At 56.0% G+C, this 14,391-nt stretch carries 13 protein-coding genes; 11 read left to right on the top strand and 2 right to left on the bottom strand.

Annotated features, from left to right (window positions below; all coding sequences use genetic code 11):
- Positions 1 to 4: 4 nt before the first annotated feature.
- A complete protein-coding gene (gene flgA / locus WFL93_RS01835) occupies positions 5 to 664 on the bottom strand; it encodes a flagellar basal body P-ring formation chaperone FlgA (protein WP_007885817.1) in 660 nt (219 codons plus the stop codon).
- Between the two features lie 153 nt (positions 665 to 817).
- On the opposite strand from flgA, the gene flgB reads away from it, so the two are divergent.
- From flgB to flgL, 11 genes are all read left to right on the top strand, one after another.
- Complete coding sequence (flgB, locus tag WFL93_RS01830) at positions 818 to 1,231, top strand: flagellar basal body rod protein FlgB (RefSeq protein ID WP_007885812.1); 414 nt, start codon at positions 818 to 820, stop codon at positions 1,229 to 1,231.
- Between the two features lie 2 nt (positions 1,232 to 1,233).
- On the top strand, positions 1,234 to 1,638 hold the full coding sequence (flgC, locus tag WFL93_RS01825; RefSeq protein WP_049851089.1) for a flagellar basal body rod protein FlgC: 405 nt from the start codon (positions 1,234 to 1,236) through the stop codon (positions 1,636 to 1,638).
- Between the two features lie 12 nt (positions 1,639 to 1,650).
- Positions 1,651 to 2,325 (top strand): flagellar hook assembly protein FlgD, encoded by a 675-nt coding sequence (gene flgD, locus WFL93_RS01820; RefSeq protein WP_049851090.1) that lies wholly within the window; start codon positions 1,651 to 1,653, stop codon positions 2,323 to 2,325.
- A gap of 25 nt (positions 2,326 to 2,350) precedes the next feature.
- On the top strand, positions 2,351 to 3,571 hold the full coding sequence (gene flgE / locus WFL93_RS01815) for a flagellar hook protein FlgE (RefSeq protein WP_049851091.1): 1,221 nt from the start codon (positions 2,351 to 2,353) through the stop codon (positions 3,569 to 3,571).
- A 20-nt stretch (positions 3,572 to 3,591) separates the two neighbouring features.
- A complete protein-coding gene (locus WFL93_RS01810; protein WP_007885802.1) occupies positions 3,592 to 4,350 on the top strand; it encodes a flagellar basal body rod protein FlgF in 759 nt (252 codons plus the stop codon).
- Between the two features lie 17 nt (positions 4,351 to 4,367).
- Positions 4,368 to 5,150, top strand: a complete 783-nt coding sequence (flgG, locus tag WFL93_RS01805; RefSeq protein WP_007885801.1) for a flagellar basal-body rod protein FlgG — start codon at positions 4,368 to 4,370, stop codon at positions 5,148 to 5,150.
- Positions 5,151 to 5,213: 63 nt separating this feature from the next.
- Positions 5,214 to 5,924, top strand: coding sequence for a flagellar basal body L-ring protein FlgH (locus WFL93_RS01800; protein ID WP_007885798.1), 711 nt, complete (start codon positions 5,214 to 5,216; stop codon positions 5,922 to 5,924).
- Between the two features lie 12 nt (positions 5,925 to 5,936).
- Complete coding sequence (locus WFL93_RS01795) at positions 5,937 to 7,043, top strand: flagellar basal body P-ring protein FlgI (RefSeq protein WP_007885796.1); 1,107 nt, start codon at positions 5,937 to 5,939, stop codon at positions 7,041 to 7,043.
- Positions 7,043 to 7,984 (top strand): flagellar assembly peptidoglycan hydrolase FlgJ, encoded by a 942-nt coding sequence (flgJ, locus tag WFL93_RS01790; protein WP_336777138.1) that lies wholly within the window; start codon positions 7,043 to 7,045, stop codon positions 7,982 to 7,984. The genes WFL93_RS01795 and flgJ overlap by 1 nt, the downstream gene beginning before the upstream one ends.
- A gap of 119 nt (positions 7,985 to 8,103) precedes the next feature.
- A complete protein-coding gene (gene flgK, locus WFL93_RS01785) occupies positions 8,104 to 9,750 on the top strand; it encodes a flagellar hook-associated protein FlgK (RefSeq protein ID WP_336777137.1) in 1,647 nt (548 codons plus the stop codon).
- A gap of 19 nt (positions 9,751 to 9,769) precedes the next feature.
- Complete coding sequence (gene flgL, locus WFL93_RS01780) at positions 9,770 to 10,732, top strand: flagellar hook-associated protein FlgL (RefSeq protein ID WP_049851095.1); 963 nt, start codon at positions 9,770 to 9,772, stop codon at positions 10,730 to 10,732.
- Positions 10,733 to 11,023: 291 nt separating this feature from the next.
- Here flgL and rne read toward each other — a convergent pair whose 3' ends face one another.
- The gene (gene rne / locus WFL93_RS01775) at positions 11,024 to 14,341 is read right to left on the bottom strand and encodes a ribonuclease E (RefSeq protein ID WP_336777136.1); all 3,318 of its coding nucleotides are present in this window, start codon (positions 14,339 to 14,341) and stop codon (positions 11,024 to 11,026) included.
- Positions 14,342 to 14,391 lie beyond the last annotated feature (50 nt).

Genomic DNA, 14,391 nt, shown 5'->3' with positions numbered 1-14,391 from the left:
CGCTTTATAGCGATATCAGAATATTCCCATCCGCGTCGACGCGACCACTGACAACCTGACCATTTCCCATCCTCACGCGCACCATTTGGGCCGCGCTGGCGTTGTTCAGCGCACGTCCTTCGCTGCTGGCATTAAACCCGTTTCCGCTCGCCACCACCATCACATTTTGACCGGCTTTCACCCGCCACGGCTGACGCACCATGGTCGCGGTCACTGGCTGTCCTGGCGGGATATCGCGCAGTGCTACTGCATCAATGACGCCGCTGCTATCCATCAATGCGCGTGCCGGCAATTCATCCAGGCGGCCGGTTTCCAGACGCACGTCCGCCGGGCTGAGATTGCTGCCGCGCGCTACCTGACGGCTCGCCACCAGATATTGGCCGGTGACCTGCACCTGCACCTGCAAGAAACGCCGATTTTGATCGCAGTTGGCGGCAATGCTGATGTTGCCCCACTGGCGGCTGTTGCCCGGCAGCTGTAACTCCGGGGTTTCACAGCTTGGCCATTGCGCCTGCGGTGTACGCACCACCACCGTCATACCGGCGGCATGTTGCGGGTCGCGCGCTTTAAAGAATTGCGTCAACTGTGCGGTGAGATCCGCAGCATGACTGGGTAGCGCCAGTGCCAGCCAAAGTGTGGTTAGCAAGGTGGAATATCTGCGCATAACGCCTCCTGACGAGAAGATGGCACTGAGTCTACGCCTTGCGCAAAAAAATCAATGTCAAAAATAGCCGTCATTTTTGCTGCTATTCAGACGATCACCCTTGCTTTTGTCCACTTAAGCTGTCAGCTCAAAATTCTCATTCGCGGAGGAAGCATGCTCGACAAACTCGATGCCGCGCTGCGATTTGGTACTGAAGCGTTAAACCTACGTGCTCAGCGTCAGGAAATTCTGGCGTCAAACATTGCCAACGCCGATACCCCAGGTTACCAGGCCCGGGATATCGACTTTGCCAGCCAACTGAGCAAGGTGATGCAAAACGGTCGCGCCGAAGGCAGCAGCCTGGCGCTGAATGTGACGTCCTCACGCCACATTGAAGCGCAAACCAACTCTCAGCCGTCACTGGATCTGATGTACCGCATTCCCGATCAACCCGCCGCGGATGGCAACACCGTGGATATGGATCGCGAGCGTACGCAGTTTGCTGATAACAGCCTGAAATACCAAACCGATCTCACCCTCATCAGTAGCCAGATCAAAGGCATGATGAGCGTACTGCAGGGGCAATAAGCATGGCATTGCTGAATATCTTTGATATCGCCGGTTCTGCGATGACAGCGCAATCTCAGCGCCTCAACGTCAGCGCCAGTAACCTGGCGAATGCCGACAGCGTAACCGGGCCCGATGGCCAACCGTACGTGGCAAAGCAGGTGATTTTCCAGACCGATGCGGCGCAGGGCGCAGCCACCGGCGGCGTGAAAGTCGCCGGCGTGGTTGACGATCCGACACCGGCAAAACTGGTGTATGACCCAGGCAATCCGATGGCGGATCAGAAAGGCTACGTCAAGATGCCGAACGTTGACGTCGTGTCTGAGACCGTTAACACCATGTCAGCGTCGCGCAGCTATCAAGCCAACGTGGAAGTGCTGAACACGGTGAAGTCAATGATGATGAAAACCCTCACCATGGGTCAATAACGGAGAGACATGATGGGCATTGCAGTAGGTGTTAACGAGTCACTGGACCCCACGGTACTGAGCTCCTCCAGCAGTTCGAGCACGGGTAACAGCGCGCAAGATTTGCAGAATCAGTTTCTGACCATGCTGGTGACGCAGCTGAAAAACCAGGATCCCACCAATCCGATGGATAACAGCCAGCTGACAACACAGCTGGCACAGATCAATACCCTGAGTGGCATTGAAAAGCTGAATACCACGCTGGGTTCAATTTCCGGACAGATTAGCTCAAGCCAATCGTTGCAGAGTGCGACCCTGATTGGCCATGGCGTAATGGTCAAAGGAAGCCAGGTTCTGGTGGGCAGCGGCACCACCACGCCATTTGGTGTGGAGCTTGGTAGCGCATCCACCGCCACAACCGCCACCATTAAAGATGCCAGCGGCACCACGGTTCGTACCATCGATTTGGGCGCATTGACCGCGGGCGTGCATACCTTCTCTTGGGACGGCACCCTGACCGACGGCAGCACCGCGCCAGATGGCAAATATACCGTTTCACTGGCCGCCAGCAATGGCAGCACCCAACTGGTGGCACAACCGCTGAACTATGCCTACGTCAATGGCGTGAGCACCGTGGATGACACCGCAAAACTGGATCTCGGCACTATGGGCTCCGCAACCCTCGATGAAATTCGTCAGATTCTCTGATTAACCTTTTAGCAGGAGAAATACTATGTCTTTTTCACAAGCGGTGAGTGGTCTGAGTGCTGCTTCCAGTAACCTCGACGTCATCGGTAACAACATCGCCAACTCCGCCACAGCCGGTTTCAAATCCAGCACCATCTCGTTTGCCGATATGTTTGCCGGTTCAAACGTCGGCATGGGTACTAAAGTTGCCGCGGTAATCCAGAACTTTAACGACGGTACCACCACCACCACCAGTCGTGGTCTGGACGTGGCACTGAGCGGTAACGGCTTCTTCCGTATGACCGATACCAGCGGCGCGGTTTACTACTCGCGTAACGGCCAGTTCACGCTGGATGAAAACCGTAATCTGGTGAATACCCAAGGCTTATCCGTCACCGGTTATCCGGCAACCGGCACGCCGCCAACCATTCAGACCGGTGCTAACCCGGTGGCGCTGAGCGTACCGACTACCCAGATGTCAGCCCGTGCCACTGGCACCGCGACGCAGGTGGCTAACCTGAACTCCACCAGCACCGCGCTGGATGACACTAAATTCGATGCATCTAACGTGGATACCTATAACGCTAAAAGCACCGTGACCGTGTATGACTCGCAGGGTAACGACCACGCGCTGGATTTGTATTACGTCAAAACCGCGGATAATACCTGGTCGGTGCATGCTATTGACTCCACCACCGGTAAAAGTGCGGGTGATTTTGCAGCGGGCTTCGACGCCAGCGGCAATATGACCAGCCTAGGCGGCACGGCTGGCGCAACCAGCGTAAATCTGACCATTGATGGTAGCAACGGCGCAGCTGCGGGGCAGGTTATCTCCCTGAGCATGGCCGGCAGCCTGCAGCAGAACACCGGCACCACCACTTTTGGTAACCCAACGCAAGATGGTTACGCACCGGGCGATCTCACCAGCTACGCCATCAATGATGACGGCACCATCACTGGTACCTATTCCAACCAGAAAACCCAACTGCTGGGTCAGGTTGTGCTGGCTAGCTTCTCCAACCCGGAAGGCCTGAAGTCAGAAGGCGACAACGTCTGGTCCGCTACCAGCTCTTCAGGTCAGGCTGCTATCGGTTTAGCCAACACCGGCACCTACGGTTCCCTGACGGCAGGCGCGCTGGAAGCATCCAACGTCGATATGAGCCAGGAACTGGTCAACATGATCGTGGCACAGCGCAACTATCAGGCTAACGCCCAGACCATCAAAACTCAGGACCAGATTCTTAACACCCTGGTTAACTTACGTTAATTCGCTAAGGGGATTGCTTTATGGATCACGCAATATATACCGCGATGGGCGCGGCCAGTCAGACGCTGGATCAGCAATCGGTTACCGCCAGCAACCTCGCCAACGCCTCAACGCCGGGCTTCCGTGCTCAGCTCAATGCGTTGCGCGCCGTGCCGGTCAGTGGCTGGTCGCTGCCGACGCGTACCCTGGTTGCTGCTTCAACGCCGGGCGCTGATATGTCGCCCGGCGCGATGGACAACACCGGCCGTGCGCTGGATGTGGGCGTACAGCAAGACGGCTGGCTGGCGGTGCGTACCGCTGACGGTTCTGAAGCTTATACCCGCAACGGCAACATGCAGATCAGCTCAACCGGTATTTTGACCATTCAGGGCAATCCCGTGATGGGCGATGGCGGTCCAATCGCCATACCGCAAGGCTCCGAACTGACGATTGCGGCAGACGGCACCATCACCTCGCGTAACGCTGGCGATGCGCCTAACGCGACGGTACAGATTGGCAAACTGAAGCTGGTACGTGCCACAGCCAAAGAGTTACAGCGCGGTGATGACGGCATGTTCCGCCCAACCCAGCAGGCGCAGGCCACGCGCGGTGCCGCATTGGCCAATGATGCCACGGTGAGCGTTATGCCTGGCGTGCTTGAGGGCAGTAACGTCAAGCCGGTGGAAACCATGGTCGATATGATCGCCAACGCCCGACGTTTTGAGATGCAGATGAAAGTGATCTCCAACGTCGATGAAAACGAACAAAAAGCTAACAGCTTGCTCAACATGAGCAGCTAAGGCGTAAGGAAAACACCATGATTCGTTCTTTATGGATCGCCAAAACCGGTCTTGACGCTCAGCAAACCAACATGGACGTCATCTCCAACAACCTCGCGAACGTGAGCACCAACGGCTTTAAACGTTCGCGCGCGGTATTCGAAGATTTGATGTACCAAACCCTGCGTCAGCCGGGCACGCAGTCGTCGGAGCAAACCACGCTGCCGTCAGGTCTGCAGATCGGTACCGGTGTGCGTCCCGTCACCACCGAACGTCTGCATCAGCAGGGTAACCTGTCGCAGACCAGCAACTCGAAAGACGTGGCAATCAACGGCCAGGGTTATTTCGAAGTGCAGATGCCGGATGGCACCTCAGCCTATACCCGTGATGGTTCGTTCCAGGTGGATCAGAACGGCCAGCTGGTAACCAACGCCGGTTATCCAGTGCAGCCGGGCATTACCATTCCGGCCAATGCCACCAGCATCACCATCTCGCGTGATGGTGTGGTGAGCGTGACGCAGCAGGGCCAGACCAACCCGGCGCAGGTTGGTCAGCTGACGCTGAGCACCTTCATGAACGATGCCGGTCTGAATAGCCAGGGTGAAAACCTCTATCAGGAAACCCAGGCATCGGGCGCAGCCACGCAGAGCACGCCGGGCCAGAACGGCGCGGGCTTGCTGTATCAGGGTTATGTGGAGACCTCGAACGTCAACGTGGCGGAAGAGCTGGTCACCATGATTCAAACGCAGCGCGCTTACGAGATTAACAGCAAGGCGATCAGCACCTCCGATCAGATGCTGGCGAAATTAACCCAGCTGTAAGGCTGGTGTCGTTGGGCCAGCTTAGCTGGCCTGATTAAGCAACATGAATAAGGTCAGAACTCCGTGGCGAAGCAAGTGATTCTCAAGCCTGGTCATTGGTTGGTAGCCACGCTGCTACTCACTCTTAACGGTTGTGCGCTGGTACCGCGCACGCCACTGGTACAAGGATCGACAACGGCTGAGCCGACGCCATCCGCACCGCCGGTGGTGAACGGTTCCATTTTTCAGGGCGTCGCACCGCTGAACTACGGCTATCAGCCGCTGTTTGAGGATCGCCGTCCACGCAATATTGGCGACACATTGACGATTACCTTGCAGGAAAACGTCAGCGCCAGCAAAAGCTCCTCCGCCAACGCCAGCCGCGATGGCAGCAACAGTTTAGGCGTCACGGGCGTGCCAACCGGTCTGAGTGGCCTGCTGGGTGCGAGTGGCGAAAAAGCCACGCTTGATGCCAATGGCAAAAATGACTTCGCAGGTAAAGGCGGCGCGACCGCGAATAACACCTTTACCGGCACCATCACCGTCACCGTGAATCAGGTGTTGTCGAACGGCAACCTGCGCGTAGTGGGTGAGAAACAGATCGAAATTAACCAGGGCACCGAATTCATCCGGTTCTCCGGTGTGGTAAATCCGCGCACCATCAGCGCCAGCAACGCTGTGTTATCTACACAGGTGGCCGATGCACGTATTGAGTACGTCGGAAACGGTTATATCAATGAAGCGCAGACGATGGGCTGGTTCCAGCGTTTCTTCCTGAACGTCTCGCCGATGTAAGAGGTAGTAAGAATGACTATGACGACTCTGCTCCGCCTGAGCCTGGGCTTGCTGCTCGGTTTCAGCGTAATGGCACATGCTGACCGCATCCGCGATCTCACCTCGGTGCAGGGCGTGCGCGATAACCAGCTGATTGGTTACGGTTTGGTGGTGGGCCTCGACGGCACCGGTGACCAGACTACGCAAACCCCATTTACCACGCAAACCGTTAGCAACATGCTCTCGCAGCTCGGTATTACGGTACCTGCGGGTACCAACATGCAGCTGAAAAACGTGGCGGCGGTGATGGTCACCGCCAAGCTGCCGACGTTTGCGCGTCAGGGGCAAAACATCGACGTGGTGGTTTCCTCGCTGGGTAACGCCAAAAGTTTGCGCGGCGGTACGCTACTGATGACGCCGATGAAAGGCGTCGATAACCAGGTGTATGCGCTGGCGCAGGGCAACATTTTGGTCGGTGGTGCCGGTGCATCGGCCGGCGGCAGCAGCGTGCAGGTTAACCAGCTCAACGGTGGCCGTATTACCGGCGGCGCTACGGTGGAGCGTGAACTGCAGAGCAACTTCGGTAGCCAGAACACCATTAACCTGCAGCTGAATAATGAAGACTTCAGCATGGCGCAGCGTATCGCCGACGCGATCAACAGCCGTGGTATCGGCTCGGCGCAGCCGCTGGATGCGCGCACCGTGCAGATTCGCGTCTCACCAAATAACAGTTCGCAGGTACGACTGCTGGCAGAGATTCAGAACCTCGATGTTTCGGTACCGCTGGAAGATGCCAAGGTGATTATCAACTCACGTACCGGTTCGGTGGTGATGAATCGCGAAGTGACGCTGAACACCTGTGCCGTAGCGCAGGGCAATCTGTCGGTTACCGTCAATCAGCAGCAGAACGTCAGTCAGCCTGATACGCCATTGGCCGGTGGTCAGACCGTGACGACCAACAATACCCAGATCGATCTGCGTCAGAGTGGTGGCGCGCTACAGCGTGTGAACTCCAGCGCCAATCTCAACAACGTGGTGCGTGCGCTTAATGCGCTCGGTGCATCGCCGATTGATCTGATGTCGATTCTGCAATCGATGGAAAGCGCAGGTTGCTTACGCGCCAAACTGGAAATTATCTGATGACCGACACGCAATCGCTGATGAATGCGGCCTATGACAGCCGCTCACTGAACGACCTAAAACGTGAAGCCGCCGCCGATCCGAAAGGGAAGGCGATGCAGGTGGCAAAGCAGGTTGAAGGGATGTTTGTGCAGATGATGATGAAGAGCATGCGCGCAGCGCTGCCGCAGGATGGCATGCTGAGCAATGACCAGACGCGGCTTTTCACCTCAATGTACGATCAGCAGATTGCGCAGGAGATCGGGAAACGCGGGCTGGGGATGGCGGATCTGATCGCTAAACAGATGCAGCCCGCGCAGGAGCCAGACGAAACGGCGGGCACGGTGCCGATGAAGTTGGATAACAGCTTCATTTATAGCAATCTGCCCTCCAGTCAGCTCGAGCAGATGGTGCGTAAAGCGGTGCCACGTCTGCCAGTTTCACCGAGCAGTTTGCCCAGTGACAGCAGCGACTTTATCGCGCAACTGGCGCAGCCGGCTCAGGTCGCCAGCCAGAAGAGTGGTATTCCGCATCACCTGATTCTGGCGCAGGCCGCGCTGGAATCAGGCTGGGGCCAGCGTCAGATTCTGACGCGCGATGGCAAACCGAGTTACAACGTGTTTGGCATCAAGGCGAGCGGCGACTGGAAGGGGCAAACCACCGATATCATGACCACGGAATATGAAGGCGGCGAAGCGAAAAAAGTGCGCGCCAGCTTCCGTGTCTATGGTTCGTATATGGAAGCGCTCAGCGACTACGTCAAACTGCTTTCCAGTAATCCGCGTTATGCCGCCGTGGCGAATGCGCCAAGCGCCGAGCAGGGCGCCCGTGCTCTGCAGGCCGCCGGTTACGCCACCGATCCGAAGTATGCGCAAAAATTGGTGGGAATGATCCAACAATTCAAAAACATGGGCGAAAAAGTGGTGAAGGCGTACAGCAACGATATCACCGATTTGTTCTGATTTTTGCCCTCAAGTTTCACTTAAGCACGCCGATAACAATCACATGCCGCGGGCGTTCTCCGCCCGCGCAATCGCACTGATGACTGCCAGCCCGGTTAACGGGAAATTAAGGAACCGAGATGTCCAGCATAATTAACTCAGCGATGAGTGGGCTGAGCGCCGCACAGGCTGCATTAAGCACCACCAGTAATAACATCAGCAATTACACGGTAGCGGGCTATTCGCGTCAGACTATTTTGTTAAGCCAGGCCAACAGCACGCTCTCCGGCAGCAGTTACTACGGAAATGGTGTCAACGTGACCGGCGTCCAACGTGAATACGATCAGTTCATTACTGCGCAGCTGCGCGGCTCAAGCGCCAACTACAGCGCGGTAAACACCCAGTACTCGCAGATCTCCAATATTGATGATTTGCTGTCAACCTCGACCACCAGCCTGTCGACGTCGATCCAAAACTTTTTCACCAACGTGCAGAGCGTGGTGAGCAATGCGGACGATCCGTCGGCACGCCAGTCAATGCTGAGTTATGCGCAAGGCCTGGTTAACCAGTTCCAGACCACCGCGCAGTATCTCAACAATATGCAGAGCAGCGTCAATACCGACATCGGCTCCAGCGTTGACCAGATTAATACCTATACCAAACAGATCGCCGATCTTAATACGCAGATTGCGAAGCTGACCACCGGCGGTGGCGCGGCGCCTAACGATCTGCTCGATCAGCGCGATCAGTTAGTAAATAACCTGAATAACGTGGTTGGCGTCAGCGTGTCGCAGCAGGATGGGAGCTATGTGGTTTCCATGGGCAGCACCACGCTGGTTAACGGCAAAAACACCACGCAGCTGGTGGCAATGCCATCCAGCAGCGATCCTTCGCGCACCACTGTGGGCTATGTCGATAAGCTGGCGGGTAATGTCGAAATTCCGGAAAAAACCCTGACCACCGGATCGCTAGGCGGTTTACTGGCATTCCGTACTCAGGATTTGGATACCGCACAGAACCAGCTGGGCCAACTGGCTGCTGCATTCACCACCAGCTTCAACGCGGTGCAGACTCAGGGCTACGACAGTAACGGCGACAAGGGTACCGATTTCTTCACCATCGGTAGTCCTACCGTGGTCAGCAATAGCAAGAATACCGGCAGCGCAACCGTCAGCGCCGCCTGGTCTGACAGCAGTGCGTTAAAAGCCTCGAACTACACCGTGAGCTATGACGGCAGCAACTGGTCTGTGACGCGCATGTCGGACAACGTGAAAATTACCCCGACGCAGGGAACGGATGGCAGCGGCAATACCACGTTGAGCTTTGATGGTCTCGATCTCACTGTGAGCGGTAGCGCGAGCGCAAAAGATAGTTTCCTGGTGAAACCGGTACAGAACGTGATCGGTGGCATGACGGTGGCGATTACCGATGAGTCGCAAATTGCAGCAGCCTCGTCAGCCACCAGCGGCGAAAGCGATAACACCAACGCGCAAAAAATGCTGGATCTGCAGGACGCTAACCTGGTCAACGGCAATGCCACCATTGCTCAAGCCTACGCCAGTATCGTGAGCACCGTGGGTAACAAAACCAGCTCGCTGGAGACAGCCAGCACCACTCAGGAAAACGTGGTCAATCAGTTAACCGATCGTCAGCAATCCGTATCGGGCGTTAACCTTGATGAGGAGTACGCCAACCTGACCAAGTATCAGCAATTTTACATGGCGAATGCGCAGGTGCTGCAAACAGCGAGCACCATTTTCAGCGCGCTGATGAACATCCGCGGCTAAGCAGAGAGGATAAAAGTCCATGCGTTTAAGTACAAATATGATTTTTAACCAGCAGGTACGCGGAATTACCGATTCCCAGGCTTCCTGGTTAAAAGTGGGTGAGCAGCTTTCGAGCGGCCTGCGCGTTAACAATCCCTCTGACGATCCGATTGCTGCTTCACGTTCGGTCGTGCTGTCGCAGTCACAGGCAAAAAGTAGCCAGTATGCCACCGCGCGCAGCTTCGCCGATCAGAGTCTATCGATGGAAGAGAATGCGCTCTCCAGTGTCACTGGCAGCATTCAGGATGCGCAGACGCTGATTGTTTATGGTTCTACCGGTACGCTGAGTGATGATGACCGCGCGTCGATTGCCACCCAGTTAGAAGGCATCCGTTCGCAGTTACTCAACCAGGCAAACAGCCAGGATGGCAACGGCCGCTACATTTTTGCCGGCTACAAAACCGATACGGCACCTTTCACGGATTCTGGCACCGGCGTGACCTATACCGGCGGCAACGAGGCCATTTCGCAGAAAGTGGATTCCAGCCGCACGATGACAGTGGGTGATACCGGCGACTCGGTCTTTATGTCGATCACCGGCAACGCAAAAGCCGAGCCTAACGGCGATCCTAGCGAAACCAACCTGTTTAATATGCTGGATAGCGCAATTGCCGCTTTAAAAGTCCCGCAGGATAACGCTGATGATGCCACTAAACAGACCTTCCAGGATGCACTGGACAAGACTAACCGTGGCTTGAGCAACTCACTCAACAATGTGTTGACCGTGCGCTCTGCCGTGGGAACCAAGCTGGCTGAACTGGATACGTTGGATGCGCAGGGCGACGATCGTGACACCATTATGGCGTCGCAGATGAGTGACCTGGTTGAAGTGGACTACACCTCGGCGATTTCCAGCTACACCATGCAGCAGACGGCCCTGCAGGCGTCATACAAGACCTTCACCGATATGTCGCAGATGTCGCTGTTCCAGCTTAATTCGTAATTGATCTGAACATTTGAGCGTACTTTAACCGGGTGCGCTTAGTTTCTCCCACCGCCTTTCGGGGCTGTGGGATTTTTTTTGCCTGCTGCTCGGGTAGCCACAAATGGCGTCATGCCGCTCACTCAGGCAATCATTGGCCTACATATGCAGATGCGCTTGAATACGCACCCTACAAAAACTCAGCTAAAAAAACGTAGGAGTGTCAGTTATGGTATCAATCTAACGCCGCCAATCGCAGGCAATAAAAAACCCCGGACTGGCCGGGGTTCGATTTTACTGACTTGCTAACGCTTAGGCGCTTTCCGGACGGGTAGCCGGAGCGGTTGCCTGATGCGTTGCGCTGTGACCACCTGCAGAACCACGACCTTCGAAGCCAAACGCGGGACGAACCCAATCGCTATGACGAGCCGGTTCAGGTTCCCATGCCGGTGCCGGTGCTTTGGTCATCGGGGCGGTAGCATGATGTTTGAAGCGCGTTTCAACGGTCGTTACCGCAGTGTCACGTGCCGCAACCGGCGCATGCGGTTCCGTTACCGGTGTGACATCAGCTTCTGCGGCCACTGGCGCAGCCAGTACTTCTTTAACCTGTGCTTCCACTGCTGGCGAAACATTAGCCGGCGCCTGCTCAACAACGTCAGCCACTGCGCTAACTTCAGGCTGCGCTTCTTCAACGCTGGCCGCCGGTTCCGCTTCAGCTGCGGTTTCCTGCGCAACTTGTTCATCAGCAGCAGAAATCACTGATGGTTCTTCGTTGACGGGCGCTGCAATCGGCGTGACGTCATCAGTGTTCACTACCGGCACCTCAGTATGCGCCTGCGGTTCAACCTGATGCACGGCTTCTTCAGCGGCAACCTGCTCAACGGCCGGTTCAACAGTAGCTGGTTCAACAGCAGCTGGTTCAACCGTAGCGGTTTCAACAGCAGCGGTTTCAGCCACGGCGGCGGTTTGTTGATAGCCGTAATCCGACACTTCATGCATGGCATCTTGCGTGGTGTACTCTTCCTGCGCTTGCGCAACCGGGTAAGAAACCCACACTTTACCGGATGCCATTTCTGGCGAAGCTGCAGCAGACTCCAGCGGCATTGCAGACTGCGTTGGGTAACGCTCGTCACGATAACGACGACGACGCTGGCCGCTTACGCGCAGGTGACGCGGTGAACGACGTGAACGACGTGGCATATTGGCGCTGTCACGGTTCTCGCTATCATCTCGCTCGTCATTGCTGGCTTCCGGATGTTCGATGTACTGAGCACGTGGTGCAGTTTCAGCGGCGGCTTCATGCACAACTGGCGCTGGCGCTTCAGCGGTGACTTCACCGGTGTCACCCACACGTACGCGTTGTGACAGCTGACGCTGTTTACGACGCGGCATAACCTGTACACGCTCTTCTTCCTGCGCAACATTTTCGTCTACGACGTCAGCCTGAACGACCGGTTCAGCGACTTTCTGATCCTGCTGCTGAGTACGTTTTTCTTCCTGACGACGACGCTGGCGATCGGCACGCTGTTCGCGGCGCTGTTGCTGCTGCTCATCACGTTGCTCAAGTGCTTCATCGCTCAGTACAGGACGCGCTTCACGCGGTTCGTTCTGACGCTTGTTGCGACGATTGTCCTGATTGTCACGCGGTTCGCGGGCTTCACGTGGCTCACGTGCTTCGCGCGGCTCGCGTGGTTCACGCGCTTCGCGACCTTCACGCACCTGACCATTCTCGCCATTACGCGGTGTGCGCTCACGACGATTATTACGACGGTTGTTATTGTTGCGACGTTCGCCACGCTGTTGCGTATTTTCCGCTTCAACAGCCGCTGGCGTCTCTTGCTGAGTTTCAGCCGGAGCCACAGCAGGCGTATCGCCGGCAAACAGTTTCTTCAAGCCGTTCAGCAGGCGTGCAACGAAGCCGGTGCTGGTCACTGCAGGTGCGGCAACAGCAGGTTTGGCTTTCGCTTCAACGGCTGGCGCTGGCTGTGTCTCTTTCACCACTTCAACCGGTGCTGGCGGCGCATCTGGCATCGCGAAGGCGGCCAGGGCTGGCTGCTCCGGACGACGACGCTCAGCGTGCTCTTCTTCAGAAGGCAGCGCCATTTCCGCTTCGTGCAGTTTTGGCAGATGGTAGCTCAGGGTTTGCGTCTCTTCACCGGTGCGGACACGCAGTACAGAGTAATGTGGCGTTTCCATCTGATCGTTTGGCACGATGATGGCACGCACGCCGCCCTGACGTTTCTCGATGGCGCTCACCGCATCACGTTTTTCGTTCAGCAGGTAAGAGGCCACCGGAACCGGCACGATCGCATGCACTTCTTTGGTGTTGTCTTTCAGCGCTTCTTCTTCAATCAGACGCAGAATAGACAGCGACAGCGATTCGTTATCACGGATGGTGCCGGTACCGCTACAGCGTGGGCAGACATGATGACTGGATTCACCCAGTGACGGGCTGAGGCGCTGACGCGACATCTCCAGCAAACCGAAGCGTGAAATGTGGCTAATCTGGATGCGTGCACGATCCTGACGCACGGCTTCACGCAGACGGTTCTCGACGGCGCGCTGGTGACGCACTGGCGTCATATCGATAAAGTCGATAACAATCAGGCCGCCTAGATCGCGTAGACGCAGCTGGCGAGCGATTTCATCGGCCGCTTCCAGGTTGGTATTAAACGCGGTCTCTTCGATGTCACCGCCGCGCGTAGCACGTGCGGAGTTAATATCGATGGCGGTCAGCGCTTCGGTGCTATCGATAACAATCGAGCCGCCTGACGGCAGGCGCACTTCACGCTGGAAGGCAGATTCAATCTGCGATTCAATTTGGTAATGGCTGAACAGCGGGATTTCACCGGTGTACAGTTTGATTTTGCTGCTAAAGTCGGGACGGCCTAGCGCAGCAATGTGCTGACGCGCCACTTCCAGAACTTTCGGGTTATCGATGAGGATTTCACCAATATCCTGACGCAGATAATCGCGGAAGGCACGGACGATAACGTTGCTCTCCTGATGAATCAGGAAAGGTGCTGGGCGGCTGTCTGCCGCTTTCTTGATCGCTTCCCAGTGCTTCAGACGGAAGCTGAGATCCCACTGCAGCGATTCGGCAGATTTACCGACGCCCGCGGTGCGAACAATCAGACCCATGCCATCTGGAAGTTCCAGTGCGGAAAGGGCTTCTTTCAACTCGGTACGATCGTCACCCTCAATACGGCGAGAAATACCGCCAGCACGAGGGTTGTTCGGCATCAATACCAAATAGCTACCGGCCAGCGAAATAAAGGTAGTCAGTGCTGCTCCTTTATTACCGCGCTCCTCTTTATCAATCTGAACGATAACTTCCTGGCCTTCACGCAGCACATCTTTAATATTCGGACGACCATGTGCGTTGTAGTTGGCAGGGAAGTATTCGCGGGAAATTTCTTTCAGAGGGAGGAAACCGTGACGTTCAGCACCGTAATCGACAAACGCTGCTTCAAGGCTGGGCTCAACGCGGGTGATTTTACCTTTGTATATGTTGGCTTTTTTCTGTTCGTGTCCAGGACTTTCAATATCCAGATCGTACAGACGTTGTCCATCAACCAGGGCAACGCGCAACTCCTCCTGCTGAGTTGCGTTAATTAACATTCTTTTCATCGTGACTTACTCGTTATTCTCACATGAGTGATGTAGCTGCGGGCATCGTT

The organism is Pantoea sp. USHLN256, assembly GCF_037149875.1.
Taxonomy (GTDB): Bacteria; Pseudomonadota; Gammaproteobacteria; order Enterobacterales; family Enterobacteriaceae; genus Pantoea; species Pantoea nemavictus.
The sequence above is the reverse complement of the archived record's forward strand: the minus strand, read 5'-3'. Positions and strand labels throughout refer to the sequence as shown.